The sequence below is a fragment of the Phyllobacterium myrsinacearum genome, from assembly GCF_014138285.1.
GTDB lineage: Bacteria > Pseudomonadota > Alphaproteobacteria > Rhizobiales > Rhizobiaceae > Phyllobacterium > Phyllobacterium myrsinacearum_A.
Genome location: NZ_JACGXN010000007.1, coordinates 161,446 through 180,336, shown reverse-complemented (window position 1 = coordinate 180,336; position 18,891 = coordinate 161,446). Strand labels below are relative to the sequence as shown.

Annotated in this window: 19 protein-coding genes; 8 read left to right on the top strand and 11 right to left on the bottom strand. The window is 55.7% G+C overall.

Annotation, left to right across the window (positions count from 1 at the left end; all coding sequences use genetic code 11):
- Positions 1-70 precede the first annotated feature (70 nt).
- The gene (locus tag FHW16_RS19825; RefSeq protein WP_182551010.1) at positions 71-895 is read right to left on the bottom strand and encodes a cell envelope integrity EipB family protein; all 825 of its coding nucleotides are present in this window, start codon (positions 893-895) and stop codon (positions 71-73) included.
- 120 nt (positions 896-1,015) lie between these two features.
- On the opposite strand from FHW16_RS19825, the gene FHW16_RS19820 reads away from it, so the two are divergent.
- The 4 genes from FHW16_RS19820 (at position 1,016) to FHW16_RS19805 (ending at position 4,023) form a co-directional block, all read left to right on the top strand.
- Positions 1,016-1,480, top strand: coding sequence for a RidA family protein (locus tag FHW16_RS19820; protein WP_182551009.1), 465 nt, complete (start codon positions 1,016-1,018; stop codon positions 1,478-1,480).
- A 2-nt stretch (positions 1,481-1,482) separates the two neighbouring features.
- Positions 1,483-2,202, top strand: a complete 720-nt coding sequence (locus tag FHW16_RS19815; RefSeq protein WP_182551008.1) for a glycerophosphodiester phosphodiesterase — start codon at positions 1,483-1,485, stop codon at positions 2,200-2,202.
- Between the two features lie 117 nt (positions 2,203-2,319).
- On the top strand, positions 2,320-3,504 hold the full coding sequence (locus tag FHW16_RS19810; RefSeq protein ID WP_182551007.1) for a GNAT family N-acetyltransferase: 1,185 nt from the start codon (positions 2,320-2,322) through the stop codon (positions 3,502-3,504).
- Positions 3,505-3,588: 84 nt separating this feature from the next.
- Positions 3,589-4,023, top strand: coding sequence for an HIT family protein (locus FHW16_RS19805; RefSeq protein ID WP_182551006.1), 435 nt, complete (start codon positions 3,589-3,591; stop codon positions 4,021-4,023).
- Here FHW16_RS19805 and FHW16_RS19800 read toward each other — a convergent pair.
- The 6 genes from FHW16_RS19800 to FHW16_RS19775 form a co-directional block, all read right to left on the bottom strand.
- On the bottom strand, positions 4,020-4,958 hold the full coding sequence (locus tag FHW16_RS19800; protein WP_182551005.1) for a phosphatase PAP2 family protein: 939 nt from the start codon (positions 4,956-4,958) through the stop codon (positions 4,020-4,022). The two genes, FHW16_RS19805 and FHW16_RS19800, sit on opposite strands and share 4 nt — an antisense overlap.
- Positions 4,959-5,035: 77 nt before the next feature.
- A complete protein-coding gene (locus FHW16_RS19795) occupies positions 5,036-5,386 on the bottom strand; it encodes an AzlD domain-containing protein (protein ID WP_182551004.1) in 351 nt (116 codons plus the stop codon).
- Positions 5,383-6,204 (bottom strand): AzlC family ABC transporter permease, encoded by an 822-nt coding sequence (locus tag FHW16_RS19790; RefSeq protein WP_348643907.1) that lies wholly within the window; start codon positions 6,202-6,204, stop codon positions 5,383-5,385. The genes FHW16_RS19795 and FHW16_RS19790 overlap by 4 nt, the downstream gene beginning before the upstream one ends.
- Positions 6,204-8,678: an ATP-dependent Clp protease ATP-binding subunit ClpA gene (clpA, locus tag FHW16_RS19785; RefSeq protein ID WP_182551003.1), complete on the bottom strand. Its 2,475-nt coding sequence runs from the start codon at positions 8,676-8,678 to the stop codon at positions 6,204-6,206. The genes FHW16_RS19790 and clpA overlap by 1 nt, the downstream gene beginning before the upstream one ends.
- Before the next feature lie 6 nt (positions 8,679-8,684).
- On the bottom strand, positions 8,685-9,038 hold the full coding sequence (clpS, locus tag FHW16_RS19780; protein ID WP_105733146.1) for an ATP-dependent Clp protease adapter ClpS: 354 nt from the start codon (positions 9,036-9,038) through the stop codon (positions 8,685-8,687).
- Between the two features lie 197 nt (positions 9,039-9,235).
- Entirely contained in the window at positions 9,236-9,568 is a 333-nt protein-coding gene (locus tag FHW16_RS19775) for a phasin family protein (protein ID WP_182551002.1), read from the bottom strand.
- A 224-nt stretch (positions 9,569-9,792) separates the two neighbouring features.
- On the opposite strand from FHW16_RS19775, the gene FHW16_RS19770 reads away from it, so the two are divergent.
- Both FHW16_RS19770 and FHW16_RS19765 read left to right on the top strand, forming a co-directional pair.
- The gene (locus tag FHW16_RS19770) at positions 9,793-11,211 is read left to right on the top strand and encodes an SPOR domain-containing protein (protein WP_432652056.1); all 1,419 of its coding nucleotides are present in this window, start codon (positions 9,793-9,795) and stop codon (positions 11,209-11,211) included.
- A gap of 48 nt (positions 11,212-11,259) precedes the next feature.
- Positions 11,260-11,520, top strand: a complete 261-nt coding sequence (locus FHW16_RS19765) for a hypothetical protein (protein ID WP_182551000.1) — start codon at positions 11,260-11,262, stop codon at positions 11,518-11,520.
- Positions 11,521-11,536: 16 nt separating this feature from the next.
- Here FHW16_RS19765 and FHW16_RS19760 read toward each other — a convergent pair whose 3' ends face one another.
- From FHW16_RS19760 to FHW16_RS19750, 3 genes are all read right to left on the bottom strand, one after another.
- Entirely contained in the window at positions 11,537-11,971 is a 435-nt protein-coding gene (locus FHW16_RS19760; protein ID WP_182550999.1) for a DUF1489 family protein, read from the bottom strand.
- Positions 11,972-12,064: 93 nt separating this feature from the next.
- On the bottom strand, positions 12,065-13,636 hold the full coding sequence (locus FHW16_RS19755; RefSeq protein WP_182550998.1) for a nucleobase:cation symporter-2 family protein: 1,572 nt from the start codon (positions 13,634-13,636) through the stop codon (positions 12,065-12,067).
- A 113-nt stretch (positions 13,637-13,749) separates the two neighbouring features.
- On the bottom strand, positions 13,750-15,150 hold the full coding sequence (locus FHW16_RS19750) for an L-serine ammonia-lyase (protein ID WP_182550997.1): 1,401 nt from the start codon (positions 15,148-15,150) through the stop codon (positions 13,750-13,752).
- A 588-nt stretch (positions 15,151-15,738) separates the two neighbouring features.
- On the opposite strand from FHW16_RS19750, the gene FHW16_RS19745 reads away from it, so the two are divergent.
- Positions 15,739-16,458, top strand: coding sequence for a DUF599 domain-containing protein (locus FHW16_RS19745; RefSeq protein ID WP_182550996.1), 720 nt, complete (start codon positions 15,739-15,741; stop codon positions 16,456-16,458).
- On the opposite strand, the gene FHW16_RS19740 is transcribed toward FHW16_RS19745, so the two are convergent.
- Positions 16,453-17,652, bottom strand: coding sequence for an MFS transporter (locus FHW16_RS19740; protein ID WP_182550995.1), 1,200 nt, complete (start codon positions 17,650-17,652; stop codon positions 16,453-16,455). The genes FHW16_RS19745 and FHW16_RS19740 overlap by 6 nt on opposite strands.
- Before the next feature lie 214 nt (positions 17,653-17,866).
- On the opposite strand from FHW16_RS19740, the gene FHW16_RS19735 reads away from it, so the two are divergent.
- Complete coding sequence (locus FHW16_RS19735) at positions 17,867-18,841, top strand: heparan-alpha-glucosaminide N-acetyltransferase (RefSeq protein WP_182550994.1); 975 nt, start codon at positions 17,867-17,869, stop codon at positions 18,839-18,841.
- The last annotated feature ends 50 nt before the right edge of the window (positions 18,842-18,891 follow it).

The window sequence follows — 18,891 nt, the reverse complement described above, 5'->3', positions numbered from 1 at the left end:
ATCTGACAATGCTTTGCCTAATTGTCTGGGACCTTCCATGGAAGCCAACCATTCTCGATAGTTTCGCGCGCTACTTCGAACATTTCGGAGCGTCAAAAAGTTCAAGATTGACGAGCTTTCCGGTCATGGAAAAGTCACCGTAATCCATCTTGAGATCGCGGGTCACCCCGTTGCGGTAGAGTTTGAAATTTATGCGGTAACTGGGCAAGCCTTCCGATTTATCCGCGTCATCAAAATAGGCGATGGAAACGGGCCAGGTGTTTTCCTTCTCCAGCGCGCCCATCTTCTTGGTTTCGTCATCAGAATCACCAGCTGCCGATTTGCCAATGACAACCGTCGTCGCCATAACCTTGTCGGCATCCTCGGAGCCGTCAAACAATTTTGTCTGGTAGAAGACGTCACCGGCAATGGCTTTCCCGATCAGTTCCTGCATATGGCGCGTCGGAAACTGTGAAAACTCGAGATTTTCCTTGTTCGCTTCCGGCTTGGTCAGGGAAATTTCCGTCTTGTCCTTGGCCAGAAGTGCATCACCGCGCACTTCCTTGGTCAGGCTCTGGTCCACGAATGTCTTGTTGACGAAACGGAATTTCGCACCATCCCCCGATTCAAAGGTCGTGGTCTGCTGGTCAGTCACCCGTTGGGGCTGCTCCTCCATGTCCACGCGTGTCACGAAGCGAAAATTTGTCGTGTAACCTTCACAATCCGAACCATTGAATTCGTATACCATGCGGCCTGTCAGCCCCGTGATACCACTGCTTTCCTGCGCATTGTCCAGCTTCAGATCGTAGATGGCGCGGTGTGGTACGAGAGTCGCTGTTCCAGCAGCAAGAGCCATGGATGATCCGGACAGACCGATGGCGCTCATGCTGAAAACGAGGACGGGGAATAGACGCATTGACAAGATTCTCCAGTTTTCGAATGTGCATATTAAAAAAACTCTTGGCGGAAGCGAGGCAAAAATCGCAACTTCATTCACAATCAATTGCGATTCCGCAACATAAGGACAGGAAATCCCATGAGCAGTACCGTCGAAAGCCGTCTAACCGAGCTACGCATCACCCTCCCCGTGGCCGCGGCACCGGCCGCAAATTACGTTCCGTTTGCGCAGAGCGGATCGCTGCTTCTGACCTCGGGACAGTTGCCGCTCGCGGGGGGCAAGCTCGTCCACACGGGTCTGCTTGGCGCAGATCTTACGCTCGCGCAGGGCCAGGAAGCAGCAAAGGCCTGTGCCATCAATATTCTTGCACAGGCAAAGGCAGCACTTGGCGACCTTGAAAAGATTGAGCGGGTTGTGAAGATCACCGTGTTTGTCGCTTCCTCCAAGGATTTTACCGAACAGCATCTTGTCGCCAACGGCGCATCCGATTTTCTGGTTGCCGTGCTTGGCGACAAGGGCCGCCATGCCCGTTCGGCCGTCGGTACCGCCGTTCTGCCACTGAATGCACCGGTGGAAATCGAAGCCATCATCGAGGTTCGCTGATCATGGCATCTCTGGATTGGCTGGCAAAAACACCTATTGCCCACCGCGGATTGCATGATCTGAACAAATCCCGCTGGGAGAACACACTTTCGGCCTTTGACGCAGCGGCAAGTGCCGGATTTGCGATCGAATGCGATGTGCATCTCTCTGCTGATGGCAAAGCGATCGTGTTCCATGACGGTACACTGGATCGACTGGTGGGCAAATCAGGAAATACTCATGACGTTTCGGTTGCAGACGCCGCAGCCCTGCGGGTCGGCGGCACCAAGGATCACGTACCAACACTGGCAGAAGCACTCAAGCTCATCGCCGGGCGGGTACCCGTTGTGATTGAATTGAAAGGTATTCCGGGAAGGGACGATGGTCTCGTCAAGGCAGTTGCCGAGGATTTGGCGGGGTATGAAGGCGATGCCGCCATCATGTCCTTCGATCACCATCTCATCCGGCTGTTTGGCAAGGATGCTCCCGGTATTCCGGCCGGGCTCACGGCTGAAGGCCTGAAAGACAGCGATCTGGAAGCGCATTTTTCCATGCTTGCTCACGATATCGATTTCGTCTCCTACAATGTTCATCATCTGGAAAACCGCTTTGTCGATTTCGTGAAGAGCAAACTTGACTTGCCGGTCATTTCCTGGACGGTGCGCAGTCCCGATGACAAAGCCAGGAGCGATGCGCGCGTGGATCAGATCACGTTTGAAGGATTCGATCCTCGGGCGGCTTGAAGCCGCTCATGTTAAGCCGCGCTGCCTCTTGTATCGCTGGGTGAAATACCTAGTTTAAACCAGAGGCAGCGAGGCGACCATCATCCTGCCGGTAACGTCAGGAAACCAAGTTCAGCAATGTCAAATCTTGATCAGGGCGAGTTCACCTTGCGCGTCGGCGATGGAATCGGCGCGTTCACGCCGGAGGAGTGGTCGCAGCTGACGGGAACCTCAAGAGAGTCACCCGGCTACAATCCCTTCCTTTCATATGCTTTCCTGTCCGCACTGGAAGATTCCGGCTGCGTCGAACGCAAATCCGGCTGGCTGCCGCAGTTCCTGCGTCTCGAAGATGCCGCAGGAAAAGTTATTGGTGCTGTCCCGTGCTATCTGAAGGGTCACAGCCAGGGTGAGTATGTCTTCGACCATGGTTGGGCGGACGCGTTCGAACGGGCTGGCGGACGCTATTATCCGAAATTGCAGGCCAGCATTCCCTTCACGCCGGCAACGGGCCCTCGCCTTCTTGCGCATCGGGATTGGGACGGTCCGGCAGTTCGTGCCGCGCTTGCCAATGGTTTGCGGCAGCTCACAGGACAGCTTGGCGTTTCATCGGCTCATTCCACCTTCGTCAATGCAGATGATCTGCCCGCTTTGACAGAGGCCGGCTTCCTGCATCGCATCGATCAGCAGTTTCACTTCTTCAACGAGGGGTATGAAACCTATGATGATTTCCTTGAAAGTCTTGCTGCGCGCAAACGCAAGGCGTTAAAGCGGGAGCGGCGCGAAGCTCTTGCCGATGGCATTTCGATTGATCACCTGACCGGCAGCGCACTGACCAAACCTGTATGGGACGACTTTTTCACCTTTTATACGGACACCGGCAGTCGCAAATGGGGCCGCCCTTACCTTAATCGCGAATTTTACCGGCTTATCGGCGAGCGCATGCCCGATGACATTGTTCTGATGATGGCGAGGCGCGATGGCCGTTACATCGCAGGCGCGATCAATTTTATCGGCTCCGACCGGCTCTTTGGCCGCCACTGGGGCTGCATCGAGGATCACCGGTTTCTGCATTTCGAGGTCTGCTATCACCAGGCCATCGACTTTGCCATCGAACGCAAGTTGCATGTGGTCGAGGCTGGCGCACAGGGCGAACACAAGCTTGCGCGCGGCTATCTGCCGGTCACGACCCATTCCGCTCATTTTATAGCCCATGAAGGCTTGCGCCGTGCTGTCGCAGGTTTCCTCGAACATGAGCGCAGCGAGGTTGCTACGATGAGCGAAGTTCTCAACGAGCATGCCCCCTTCAAGAAATCCGACTGCTGACAGCAACATTTCGGCAGGTACGCTTGACCTTGTCGCGCCACATGGCAAACATCCGATTCATCATTCAGGAAAGACGGGTGCCCCATGAGCCAGATCTATGACGACAACAACGTGTTTGCGAAAATCCTCCGTGGTGAAATTCCTTCCCACAAGCTTTATGAGAATGCCGACACCTACGCCTTCATGGATGTGATGCCTCAGGGCAATGGTCACTGTCTCGTTATACCGAAACAGCCATCGCGTAATATTCTCGATGTTGCTCCGGCCAGTCTTGCGGCAGTGATTGCAACAACGCAGAAACTCGCCCGTGCCGTGAAATCCGCTTTCAACGCCGATGGCGTTACCGTGATTCAGTTCAATGAACCCGCTTCCGGTCAAACGGTTTTCCATCTGCATTTCCATATCATTCCGCGCTTTGAAGGCGTCGCGTTGAAGCCTCATACGGGACAGATGGAAGATCAGGGACTGCTCGCCGCAAACGCTGAAAAAATCAGAGTGGCACTCGCGCAGTTGGATTAGGCTGTCGTCATAACCGGACGGGAAGCTTTACCAGCTGGATGAAGACGGGCTGATCTATAGAACAGTCCGGTTCCATACCAGCACAACAGAGCGACGCCGACACCCGCAATGACATCAACCAGATGGTGTCCGCCCTCGATTGGCGTGGCGATCAGGATAATTATGTTCAATAGCAGGATCGGTAAAAACCATATACGGACACCGCAAAAAGCCAGCACCAGAAGGACTGAGAGGGTTCCATGATAAGATGGAAATGCGATCAGTCCTTTAATGGAATACAGCGAAACCCGCTGTTCAACGCCAGATCGAAGATCAAAGAAAGTCTGCTTGTAGGCGAGATCCACGACCGGCCTGTGTATTCCCCACAGGGTTTCCGCCGGTCTGATTGTTGCCAGTGCTCCCGCTGCAGGCAGAATTGCCGAAATGAGGATGCACACTAGAGCGCCCGCCATGACAGCTGCTACAAAATGTTGCGCCTTCTTCACATCCCCCATCACCCCGAAAACAATGACTGCAAATGCGACTTGCACCAACGTCGTGACATAAGTGAATGAGAACAGAAGACCCAACGATGGATGTTCCCCGACATAACGCGCATAGGCAAGCCAATCGAAGCCAAATAAAGCATCAAGGCGCACAAGCTCGGCGTCAACAGCAGGAAAATCTAGCGATGTCACCAGATAACTCAGTACAGCGGCGGCTGCGCTGAACGCCACCAGAACAGCCGTTTCAACGCACATCACATTGAAATGACGCATCGGCCGCTTGGCATGGTAGATATAGGCGATACCTCCGCAAATGCCGGTCAAGATAATCGCCTTCAAAGCGCTCAAGGTATCAAACTGGAAGTCGGACATAACAATCCAGACCGCATCAATGAGCAGTATTCCGGTAACGATTGATGCTTTCCAAAGGGTCTGAATATCGGACCTCATCTTGGCTCCCCTTAAGTACGTCGTCAAACTTAGGGGGCTGGAATGTTCATCGCGTTAAGCGATTGCCTTAATCAAAGCTAAAAATCGAGAAAGAGCCCTGTTATCAGGACGATCTCAGCGGCAATCACACTGACAATAACATGGCGGCCAAGACGTAAATAGGCCAGAAATCCGGCAGCGGCTGCACCGATACGCAGAAAAACCGACGATTCGGCAAGCGATCCGCTCGGGTAGAGAATGAGCTGGGCGATCACACCTGCAACAAGAGCTGTGGCAACGGCACGCACGGCTATCAGTGCGTCAGAGTCCTCGCGCACCTTGCCGCCGACAAAGACACCGAGATACCGCCAAATATCCGTGGGCAGCCATCCGGCGAGCAGGATGAAGATATAGGGCCACCACCAGTCGGTCAGGCTGTGCCAGGTCATGCGCGCGCCCTCGCCCACCGCACATATCCCATCGTCACGCCGCCGCCGGCAAATCCCGTCAACAACAGATCATAGGCTGGCGCCAGATGATGCACGAGCGGGAACAGCAAAAGCCCCGATACCATGGCCACATGGATCGACCGGTCGCGGGCGGATCCCCATAGCGACGTGAGAAAATACATGGGGGTTAGAAAGAACAACCCGGCAAAAACAATCGGCGGAAAATCCGTCGACAGAAAATAGACAAGCGCCACGACAAGGGTGTTGGTCACGGTCAACGTCATGCCAAGACCGGCGAAATAACTCACGCGCATATTGCGCGGAATATGCTGGAAACGCTCCATGCCCATCACCCAGGCAGTCACGGCAATGAAATGCGACAGAAAAAGCAGCGTGATCCTGCGGGTGTTCGGACCGCGCATCTCGGGGATGAATGCGGCCACCATCGGCATCAGCCGTATGGATGACAGGCCGACGGCAATGGCGGCACCGAGAAGTGAATACCCGCCGGAAATCGCGCCGATCAGGACAATATTTGCAGGAAGCGCCCAGATTGTCGCGACCATGAAGGCCGCCTGCAGCAGGGATACACCGTTCTCGCTGGCAAAGCCGGCAAAGCCCACATGCGCGGTCATGAGAATGAAGGCCGGAATACTGAAGATCATGGACACGCCGGAGAGAAACCACGAGAATCGCGTTCTCAGGCTGTCATCTTCTGGCATTGGCGCGGGAGAGAATTCGGAATCGGCCATACCCAACCGATAACCTGATCCTGCCATACCGGCAAGAAAAAGGCCGCCCGAAGGCGGCCTTTTCATTACTTCTTGCGCGGTACCTTGGGCACCGATGCCTTGCCGCGTGACGGCGGCGTCGGTTCGTCGGCGATAGAAGGCCCAGCCGTCGCTTTTTCAAGTATCGGCTTCTTCGGCGCGGGCTTCTTCTTGACCACCGGCTTCTTCTGGGCGGCAATCTCCTGCTTCGGCTTCACCACCACTTCATCGGCGATGTAGTCAAGGACAAGACCCTTGGAACCATCCGCCTTCTCGCCGACCGATACCGCAACGGTACCGCCCTTCTTCAGCCTGCCAAACAGCACTTCATCAGCCAGTGGCTTCTTGATGTACTCCTGAATAACACGGCCAAGCGGACGAGCACCCATGCGGTCATCGTAGCCCTTTTCAGCGAGCCAGGCGATTGCTTCAGGCTTCAGATCGAACGTCACGCCGCGATCGGCAAGTTGTGCCTCAAGCTGAATGACGAACTTCTGAACCACCTGATGGATGACCGGGATCGGCAGAGGACCGAACGGAATGATGGCATCGAGACGGTTGCGGAACTCCGGTGTAAACAGCCGGTTGATCGCTTCCATGTCATCGCCTTCACGACGGGACGAGCCGAAACCGATGGCCGAGCGTGCAGCATCGGAAGCACCCGCATTGGTTGTCATGATCAGAATGACATTGCGGAAATCGATCTGCTTGCCATTGTGATCGGTCAGCTTGCCGTGATCCATCACCTGCAACAGGATGTTGAACAGATCCGGATGGGCTTTTTCGATTTCGTCAAGCAGCAGCACGCAATGCGGATGCTGATCGACGCCATCGGTCAGAAGACCGCCCTGATCGAAGCCGACATAGCCGGGAGGTGCACCGAGCAGACGCGAGACCGTGTGACGCTCCATGTATTCCGACATGTCGAAACGCAGGAGTTCCACGCCGAGTGACAGCGCCAGTTGCTTGGCAACTTCCGTTTTGCCGACGCCGGTCGGGCCCGAGAACAGGTAGGAGCCAATCGGCTTCTCCGGTTCGCGCAGTCCGGCACGGGCCAGCTTGATCGAGGAAGACAGAGCTTCAATTGCAAGGTCCTGACCATAGACAACACGCTTCAGTTCAGCCTCGAGATTGGACAGAACCGCTTCGTCATCCTTGGAAACAGTCTTCGGCGGGATGCGAGCCATCGTGGCAATGGTTGCCTCGATTTCCTTGACGCCAATGGACTTCTTGCGCTTTCCTTCCGGCAGAAGCATCTGGCTGGCACCTGTCTCATCGATCACGTCGATTGCCTTGTCAGGCAACTTGCGGTCGTTGATATAGCGCGCCGACAGTTCAACAGCCGATTTGATGGCTTCCACCGTGTACTTGACCTTGTGGAAGTCCTCGAAATACGGGCGAAGCCCCTTCATGATCTCAATGGCATCCGGGATGGATGGTTCATTGACGTCGATCTTCTGGAAACGGCGAACAAGTGCCCGGTCCTTTTCAAAGAACTGGCGGAATTCCTTGTAAGTCGTTGAACCGATGCAACGAATCGCACCGGATGACAATGCCGGCTTCAGAAGGTTCGACGCATCCATTGCGCCGCCCGAAGTGGCGCCGGCACCGATGATCGTGTGAATCTCGTCGATGAAAAGGATCGCACCCGGAAACTCTTCGAGTTCCTTGATGACCTGTTTCAAACGTTCTTCGAAATCACCGCGATAGCGTGTTCCGGCAAGCAACGTGCCCATATCAAGCGAAAACACCGTTGCATCCGCCAATACGGACGGAACCTTGCCTTCGACAATCCGCTTGGCAAGACCTTCGGCGATGGCTGTCTTGCCAACACCTGGATCGCCGACATAGAGCGGGTTGTTCTTGGAACGGCGGCAAAGAATCTGGATCGTACGGTTGATCTCCTGATCACGGCCGATCAGCGGATCGATCTTGCCTGCTTTCGCCCGGTCGTTCAGATTGTTGCAATAGGCCGTCAGGGCATCCTGCTTTTTCTTTGTCGCGCCCTCTTCGGACTCGGCAGCATGGTTTTCTTCATTGTTGCTCTCCGCACCCAACGGGGTACGCGGCTCAGCTGCGCCGGGGCGCTTCGAGATGCCATGGGAGATATAATTGACCGCGTCATAACGGGTCATCTGCTGTTCCTGCAGGAAGAATGCCGCATGGCTTTCCCGCTCGGCAAAAATTGCCACAAGAACATTGGCGCCGGTAACTTCTTCACGGTTGGAGGACTGAACGTGAATAACTGCACGCTGGATGACACGCTGGAACGCGGCGGTTGGCTTTGAATCCTCGTCATACCCGGTGACAAGGTTATCCAGTTCGTGATCGACATAATCGGTCACGGTGCGGGTTAACTGTGCGAGGTCAACATTGCAGGCGCGCATGACACTGCTCGCGTCCTGATCATCGATGAGCGCGAGGAGCAGATGCTCCAGCGTTGCATATTCATGATGATGCTCGTTCGCGATTGTCAGCGCCTGATGGAGGGCCCGCTCCAGACTAGGTGAGAAAGATGGCATGAAACCTCACTTTTTCTCCATCACGCATTGCAGCGGATGTTGGTTTTGCCGCGCATAGTCCATGACTTGGGTCATCTTGGACTCCGCGACCTCATAGGTAAAGACTCCACACTCTCCGACTCCATGATTATGCACATGAAGCATGATGCGTGTGGCATCTTCTTTGTTTTTCTGGAAAAAACGTTCCAGAACGTGAATGACGAATTCCATGGGAGTGTAATCGTCATTCAGGAGCAACACCCGGTAAAGACTCGGCTTCTTCAGCTTTGGCTTGGTTCGTGTGATGACAGCCGTTCCCCGGCCGGGGCCATTGCCGCTGCCTTTGTCTTCATCTTGCATTGTTGGTGCAAACCGCTTCATCTCTTCCGATACCCGCATTTCGTGGTCATGTGTTGCCCTGTGTATCCTATGTAGGTCGCAACGCGTCGATTTTAAGCCCTCTCTCGAAGCATGCAATATCAACTTGCCGCTGCACAGCCTGTTTTGGGTGTCAGAGACAAAAAAAGTCCGGTTGCGATGGCAACCGGACCTCATCTGACCCAGAAATGAAACTGGATTTATTTGGTAACCTTGGCAACCGCAGCTTCGTAAGGCTTGTAGGCCTCCTTGGCGAGGTCGGCATAGAGTTCGCCGAACTTGGTAGCCTGGGCAACAAAAGCTTCGTAAGCCTTCTTGGAGAAAACAGTCTGGGCTTCGTAGAGCTGCTCGACCGATTTTGTCGTACCGAGCTTTTCAACAAGTGCGGTGCCGTCCTCGAAAGACTTCTTGGAGTATTCAGCGGCCTCATTGGCGATTGTCTGCAAACCCTGCGAAAGAGCAGAGACACTCTTCATGGAGTTGTTGACGAATTCCTTGCTGGATTCACTCAGAGTTTCGAACGGATTGGCCATGATAAATCCTTCCATGGAGAAATTTGTTTGTTGCCGTTATCTAGTGTGCACTGCACAAAAAGTCAATTTTTTTGTGCAGTGCAATAATTATCACGACTTTTAAAAGACCGAATGCCCGGGAATTTGTGAACTTTCCAGTTACCATAAACAGTTTGGTAACGCTGTTGCGGCTAATGTTCAGCGATCCGTATCTGACGCAACATTCCGTCAGTTGAATTCCATATATGCTTCAGTATGAGCAGGTGTTGATTGTGCTTTATCCAGCCCGCCAAGGTTCCAGACTTTATACCAGACTAACCCATACATTCCTGGCCTTGGCGCTTGCTTCTGGAATAGGCTTCATGGAAGCCCCAAAAGCTGCCGCGTCATCGAAGGCTTCTGCCATTGTAGTCGATGCCAATACCGGCAAGACGCTCTACTCTTCCAACGCGGATGCCCAGCGCTTTCCGGCATCGCTGACCAAGATGATGACGCTCTACATGCTGTTTGAGGCAATGGAAGCCGGCAAGGTTTCGAAGTCGACGCCCATTCCGGTTTCTGCCTATGCTGCCGGGCAGCCACCGACAAAGATCGGCTTCAAGCCCGGTCAGACGATCAGCGCCGAAGCTGCCATTCTCTCCGTCATCACCAAATCGGCCAACGATTCGGCCACGGCGATCGGCGAGTATCTCGGTGGATCGGAACAGCGCTTTGCGCAGATGATGACCAACAAGGCGCGCCAGCTCGGCATGCGCAACACCACATTCCGCAATGCCTCCGGCCTGCCCAATCCGCAGCAGCGCTCTTCGGCACGTGATCTTGCACTACTCGGCATCGCTTTGCGTGAGCATTTCCCGCAGTATTACGACTATTTCTCCACCCGCAGCTTCAGCTATCGCGGCCGCCGCATTGCCGGTCACAACCGCTTGCTCGGCAAAGTCCGCGGTGTTGATGGCATCAAGACCGGTTACACCCGCGATTCCGGTTTCAACCTTGTTTCCTCCGTGAATGTAGACGGCAAGAAGATGGTCGCCGTTGTCATGGGCGGTACGAGCGGTGGTGCCCGTGATGCCCAGATGGCCAAGCTGATCGAACAGTATCTGCCTGGCGCATCGCGTCGCGACGGGGGCAATCTCCTCGCATCCCGCAAAAACAGCAAAGTTCAGGTCGCGGCTATCGACCTTCCGGAAGAGGAAGATGCACCGATGCCTGTGCAGCGCGAAGAAGTTGTGGCGAAAACCAGCAATGTCGTGACAGCAACTGCCTATGCTTCCGCACCGGCACAAGCATCGCCTGCGGCCCAGATCCTGCGCGTTCCGACCCCGACAGCACGGGCTGATGTCGCCGAGGCGGAAGAAGCCGCCGACGTTGATCCGGTTACAACGGCCTCCGCTCCCGAAAAGAGCTCGGCCATCGGCTGGATGGTCCAGATCGGTTCAATGGGCAGCGACGACGACGCCAAGGCAATCCTCGCCCGTGCGGCTTCGGAAGTTGGCGGGCCCGTTGGATCACTCGCTCCCTATACGGAAAAATTCCAGAAGGGTTCCGCCACGTACTACCGGGCCCGCTTTACCGGTATTGCCTCAGCCAAGGCGGCAAACAATGCCTGCGTTGCGCTGAAGCGCCAGAATTTCAACTGCTTTGCGATTGCACCGCAATCGTAAGGCAAAGAATCCGAAAGACCCAATTGTCTGAAGTAGAGGGTTTTGCGAATGTCTATTGTCAATGATTTCCATCGTCCAGCCGGAGCTGCCGGCAAGGAATCGCGGTCGCTGTTTGGCGGCTTGCAACAGGCTGCACAGCGCCTTGCCGACATGCGGCGCGGCAATTCTGCATTCAAAACAATGGATCTGGTGAACGTTCTTCTATGCCAAGCCGCCAGAACCCGCCGCGCGGCGATGCCGCAAGTCAAACTGCGTATTCGCTCTGACAATCGCAACGGCGTTTCCGCTGTCCGGATACGGATTTCCTGATAAGAGGTGGTGCTGCTTACAGCAGACCGAGGGACGCCAATTCGTTACGCAGTTCCGGCGGCAGCTTGGCTCGGCCCTTGCCCTTCCCTTCATCTGCCGGTGCGTCCTCACTTGTAAGATACCGCCAGCCCTGAAATGCCCGGCGTGGCTGCCATTCCGTCACAATGATTCTTGGATCAAGCACCAGATGGCAGCGTGAGATCCCCTCATCATCGGTAAAGGTGCGAATATCCGTCAATATCTGGCGGCACTGAACATTGCCCTTGATCACCCAATAGAGCGATCCTCCCGCCAGCAACTCCTCGACACGCTTGGGAACCATGCGGGTCGTATGGAACTGCTCCGGCGAAAGACCGGCGCGCCTGCGCTCATCCAGACGGAAATCGATCCACGCTGCAAGATCTTCGATCGCAGTGCAGCCGACACAAAGTTTGACGAGATTGAGAGCCATACGGGAGATTTGACGCTTTCACGCGGCGAGGTCAACCGAAACCAACCGGTTCTCCACAAACGTCGGCGAGCGGAACGCCCGCCGACGGCTTCCTCAGTGACCCGTTGCCGGTATGGCTGCCGCCCCTCCCGATTGTCGTTTGGCAGCCACGGCATGGATATCCGTAGCAACGACCGGCACCTCAACGCCATTCGCGTCATAAAGCTTGCCGTTCAGGAAATAATCGCCGTCATGCAGATGGGCGACATCCTGATAGCGCAGAACCCGTTCCGTACCCGCGACAAAAACCGACTGCTGGTCCGAATTGCCCGCAGTCAGATGGTTGAACACGATATTCAGGGCAATCGCCATGACCGCAGCCGAGCTGATGCCGGAATGAAAGATCGTGGCGAACCATGTGGGAAAATGATCATAGAAATTCGGGGATGCAATCGGGATCATGCCGAACCCGAGCGAAGTGGCCACGATGATGAGGTTCATGTTGTTGGCATAGTCGACTTTCGACAGCGTTCGGATACCGCTGGCTGCGACTGTACCAAAGAGTACCAATCCCGCACCGCCGAGGACGGCGCTCGGCACCGCGGCAACCACACGGCCCATGACCGGCAGCAAACCAAGCACGACGAGAAACAGGCCGCCCGTTGCCACCACATACCGGCTTTTTATGCCCGTCACCGCAACCAGCCCGACGTTCTGGGCAAATGCGCTTTGCGTGAATGAACCGAACACGGGCGCAATCAGGCTCGACAGCATGTCGGCACGCAAACCATCGCCAAGACGGCGCGAGTCCACCTTGGTCTCGATGATCTCGCCAACCGCCAGAATATCAGCGGACGTTTCGACCAGAGTGACCATGATGACAATGAACATGGAAATGATCGCTGCAACCTGAAATGTCGGGTAGCCCCACTGAAAGATCGTCGGCAGCGCGATGAACGGCCCCTCGCTCACCTTGGAGAAATCTGTCATTCCCAGCGCCAGAGCAATCAGCGTGCCGATGACAATGGCGAGCAGGATCGACAATCGCGAAATCCTGGCGCTGCCAACCTTGCTGAGCAGGAGCACAATGACGAGGGTAACCGCAGCCAGCTCGATATTGGCCATACTGCCGAAATCCGGTGCCTTGCTGTTGCCGCCCATCGCCCAGCGTGCTGCCACAGGCATCAGGGTCAAACCGATAGTGGTGATGACGATCCCCGTTACCAATGGCGGGAAAAACCGGGTAATCTTGGAAAAGATCGGCGTGATCAGCAATCCGATAAACGAGGCGACCATGACAGCGCCCAGCACTGCTTCGATCCCGCCATTGCCTGTGATGGCGACCATCGTGGCTACACCGGAAAACGAAACGCCTTGCACGAGGGGTAACCGGCAACCGAAAAACGGCAGACCCATCGTCTGCAGTATTGTCGCCAACCCTCCGGCAAAAAGCGATGCGGTGATCAGCAGGCCGATATCGTTCGGTGACAGCCCTGCCGCCTGACCAAGGATCAGCGGAACAGCTATGATCCCGCCATACATGGTCAGAACATGCTGAAAGCCATAGGCCAGATTGGCGGCCACACCCAGATTCTCGTCCTCCGGACGGTCCTCTGGCGTATTTTCATTCAAACGTGATGCCAAGGTAGTGTCCTCCCAATACCTTTGTGCGGCCCAACCAAACATTGCTGATCGGGCGGGAGGAAAACTATGGCACTTTTTTGGGATTTGACTGTATCGGATTTATTGAAAGTGTTTTCGGCTATGCGCAGGTATTGCGCATGAGCCTTCCATATCTGTCAGCACTCGACGACATTGACCGCAAGTCCGCCGAGGCTGGTTTCCTTGTAACGCTCGTTCATGTCGCGTCCGGTCTGGCGCATGGTTTCGATACAGGCGTCGAGCGGCACAAAGTGCGTGCCGTCGCCCTTGATCGCAAGCGATGCGGCCGTTACGGCCTTCACAGCTCCCAGTGCATTGCGCTCGATACAGGGAACCTGAACGAGACCGGCCACGGGATCGCAGGTCATGCCGAGATGGTGTTCAAGCGCAATTTCAGCCGCGTTCTCGATCTGGGCAGCAGACCCGCCCATTACCGCAGCAAGCCCGGCCGCAGCCATGGCCGACGCCGAACCCACCTCGCCCTGGCAACCGACTTCCGCACCTGAAATGGAGGCATTGTGCTTGATAACGCCGCCAATGGCGGCAGATGTCAGCAGGAAATCACGAATGCCGTCGGCGTCGGCGTCATCGTGGAAATGCAGATAATAGCGCAGAACGGCGGGAACCACACCCGCAGCACCATTGGTCGGTGCCGTCACGACGCGTCCGCCCGCAGCATTCTCCTCGTTCACCGCCATGGCATAGACCGAGAGCCAGTCATTGGCCAGAAGCGGGTTCATGCGGTTCTGCCGCCATTCCTCCTGCAACCGGTCATGCAGATAGCGGGCGCGGCGCTTGACCTTGAGGCCGCCCGGCATGATGCCCTCCTGCTCCAGCCCGCGATCGATACAGGAACGCATGGCCGACCAGACGCGATCAAGACCGGCATTAAGATCGTCGCGGCTCATGAAGATTTCTTCGTTGCGGCGCTTCATTTCTGCAATGGAGAGACCGCTCTCCTCGCTCATAGCAAGCATTTGCGCTGCATTTTTGAACGGAAACGGAACCGGATCTTCAGCCTTTGGCGCGGTACGGGTCTTTGCGCTTTCCAGCTCTTCTTCGGTGACGACAAACCCGCCGCCGATCGAATAGAAAATACGGCGCAGAAGCAGGCGCTCGTCCGCGTCATAGGCTTCAAACGCCATGCCGTTGGCATGCCCCGGCAGCGGTGTCCTGCGGTCCATGATCAGATCGGCGGCCGGATCGAACCGATAGGCCGGATGCCCTTCCGGATGAATGCGCTTTTCCTGTTTAACAGTCTCCAGCAACGCATCCATTTGATTTGGATCGATCGTCGCCGGCAGAAGACCGCAGAGACCGAGAATGACCGCACGGTCCGTCGCATGGCCAATCCCGGTGAAAGCCAGTGAACCGTGCAGATGCACGCGCAGACGATCGACCTTCACACCCGTCGGGCGCGGCCATTGTCCATTCTTCAGTTCCGCGAGAAACAGGCCGCCGGCGGTCATCGGGCCCATCGTATGGGAACTCGAAGGACCAATGCCGATTTTATACAGATCGAAAACCGACAGGAACATCCGGCTACCTCAACAGGGGTGAAATTGCATGCAGTGTATAATGGCTGTTCCGAAGTATACTCCGAAGCCAGCCACCGACCTAGCCTTGTGTTTCTACGACATGCCCGACCAAAGAAAAAGGGTGCAGTCGCGCCGCACCCCTACATAAGAAATTTATTCCGGCTCAACTGATCTGGAGGCTGTTTTTCAGTTCAGTGAATAACGACCAGATAGGTCACCAGCATAATCACCGCAAAACCGAGGACTGCCCAGGCAGTAATGCCCCAGCAGGATTTTTGAACGCTGTCGTCCATGAATTTTGTATTTCCCTGTTGCTCTCGGAAGGACACGATTCTCTCAGAACGCTCCGTCTCTGGGAACGTGGATATATCTGTCTGCACGGTTCTTCGCAACGCCAAAGATGGCAAAATCACGGCAGGGGAGCGCATAGCTGAAATGTGCCCGCTGCATGACTTCAATAATATCAACAGCTTAAATAACATTACTCCGCACCGGATCGTTTACGATTGGGGTAAATTCATGTTGAGTGAATCTGCAAACCGAGTAATTTGTCTGCGTACGCACTTGCCTCGTATTGAGAGAGCCCGCATGGAATCCGCACGCTTTATGTCTTACTGGCTCGATGCGCTGGCCCTCCTCTATTTCTTTGGCGTGTGGATGCTCTATTCCCGCACGACCGATAAGGGTTTTCTCAATCGGCGCTCGCTGACATCGGAAATGAACCATGCCAGGCGGCAGTGGATGACCACCATGTCGAGCCGCGAACTGCGCATGATCGACACGAGCATCATGATCGGTCTCCAGCAAGGGACCGGCTTTTTTGCGTCAACATCGATTCTTGCCATTGGCGGCTGTTTTGGTCTGCTGAATTCATCCGGCCGGGTGGTCACGCTTTTCCACGACATCCCCTTTCTGGGTGAAACGACCGAGCGGCTCTTTGAAACCAAGGTTCTCGGCCTGCTCGTCCTTTTTGCCTATGCCTTTTTCAAATTCGCGTGGGCCTACCGCCTGTTCAACTACTGTTCGATTCTGATCGGTGGCGTCCCCATGGCGCGCGACAAGGCGCCGGATGATCCGCAGGTTGTTTTTGCCGTCAACCGCGCAGCGGAGATCAATATTCTGGCCGGCCAGCATTTCAACAGCGGACTGCGCGGCATCTTCTTTTCAATCGGCTATCTCGGATGGTTCCTCGATCCTCTGCTGTTCATGATCACGACGAGCCTTGTGGCCGTTGTTCTGTTGCGTCGCCAGTTCTTCTCGAATGCCCGCGACGCGCTCATGCGCAACAATATCAACGCGGATTTATAGGCCGCGCGGCAGATACCGCCAGACGACGATGGCGGTGAATACCATCAGCATTGCCAGCGCGATGAAGATCGCGCCAAGACTGAAGAATGTCAGGATGATGGAATAGAAGAATGCCGGCAGAAGTTCGGAAAAGTCGAGATAGGTCCGGTAAACCGAAGTCATTTGCGCGCGCTCATGCGGGTGAACCGCACGAATGAACGTGGTCGAGGCCAGCGTATCCAGTGCAACACAGAAAAATGCTCCGGCGAGCAGCATGAGTGCTGCGATCATCGGAAGTTTTTCACCGGCGAACCCGGCCCCGGCCAACGCCATGGCCAGAAGAATGAAGACGCCTGATATCGTCCGCATCAGCCCCTTGGCCATGCCGACCTTGCCCCACAGGATCGATCCAAGCAGGAACAGGTTTCCCAGGGAAACAAGGAGACCGCCCGCAAGCTTGCCCTGCCCGGTCGCCACCATCAGAATGGGTCCATAGACGAAGAATGTGCTCCAGTAGCACGAACGCGAGAACGCGATGAGCCAGGCCAGCCTGAGCCGCGGCTGCGCAACGAACCGCCGGACATTGGCAATGGGATTGGCAGCACGGCTTGGACCTTTTTGCAGAGCCGGATTGTCACTGAGGCGGAAATACCAGAACAGGGTGAGGAGCAGCAGGGAAAAGCCGATGGACAGCAGGAACGGTGCAATCATGCCTATGGTGCTGTAAAGAAAAACCCCGAGGAATGGCCCGGCCGTCCACGCGAAGGTTGCCGTTGCCATGCGCACGGATTCGGCGCGGACGAGTTCGCCCCGCTTGATGTGATCCATAATGTAGAGGCTGAGCGTGATGGACAGCGCGCCCGCCCCGAAGGTGCGCAGGAAAAGCCCCGCCGCCTGTCCCGGCACCGTATCGAGCGCAAAGGCACAACAGCCCAGTATGAGCGACACGGCTCCAGCCGTGTAGACCCAGCGGCGCGGGATGCGGACGATCAGCAGCGGAATGGATAAGGTCACCATCAGCCCAAGCATCGACATGCAGGTGTAGAGGATACTGACGCTGCGTTCGCTCTGCAGCAGATCATACGTCTGTATCGGCACCACGCTGGTGATGATCGCACGGGCCATCGACTCGATGCCAAAGAGAATCGCAAACACCCTTGCTGTCGGACGTTTGGCCGTGCTGATCCAGATGGGATGGCGAACTTGATTGATCACAGGTCTGACTATCGGGGAAATGCTGATTCGAGCGCTCTCTGACAATGGAGCGCGAAACCACGGATAGCAGTCAATCAAGCGACATTATATGTCCGTTTCGCAGAAACCGTTGAAACAAGTGCAAAATATCTGCCGTGGTGCATACCGGAAACACATGGATTTTGTTTTCCATCTCCCCTAGCCTGTGCGGAATTGCAATCATTGAGATTCCAGCATGAACCCGACCGAGACGCCTGCCCCGCCCGTCAAATCCCGTCTCGGCAAGCTTGATGTGCTCCGCGGTATCGCGCTCATCGCCATGGCGACGTATCATACGGGGTGGGATTTCGAGTTTTTCGGCTATATGGAGCCCGGCACCACGGGCCATGGCGCGTGGAAGCTCTATGCCCGCATCATTGCCTCGACTTTTCTTGTGCTTGTTGGTTTCAGCCTTGTACTGGCACACCGCAACGGCATTCGCTGGCGGCCGTTCGGGATCCGTCTCGCGCAGATCGTTGCTGCATCCCTCGGGATTACCCTTGTCACCCGGTACATTACCCCGGACAGTTTTGTTTTCTTCGGTATCCTGCATGAGATTGCAGCGGCCAGTGTGCTTGGCCTGCTGTTTCTGCGCCTTCCGGCCATTATGATCGCTATCGCAGCGGCGGCCGTCGTCGCTGCGCCGCATTATCTGACATCTGCGGCATTGGACGCCCCGGCATTCTGGGCACTCGGCCTATCGGAAATACCCATTCGGTCAAATGATTACGTACCTGTTTTCCCGTGGTTCGGCCCGGTTCTGGCCGGCATGGCTCTTGCCAAGACCTTGCTCCACTTCAACCTGATGCGGATATTTGCCGGGAACATCCGCCCCGGCTGGCTGGATCGCGGCCTTCGGTTCATCGGACAGCACAGTCTGGCATTCTATCTCATCCATCAGCCGGCGCTGATCAGTTGTGTTTTCCTCATCGCGCAGGTGTTTCCGCCTGCCACGCTCACACCGCACGAGGTCTTTGACCGCGAATGCACGCGCAGTTGCTCGGTGGACAACGAGAAAGCCTTCTGCGAGCGCTTCTGCACCTGTACGATGAGCCAATTGGAAACACAGAAGATTTTCGATGATGTCTATGCGGGCAAGCGCAATCAGGACAACGATCCGCAGATACAGGACATCACCGGCATGTGCACGGAACAAAGCCTGCAGCCCTGATTATCGGGGTTGGTGGCCAAATCTTTCATTGGCATGCGCATTGTGCGTGG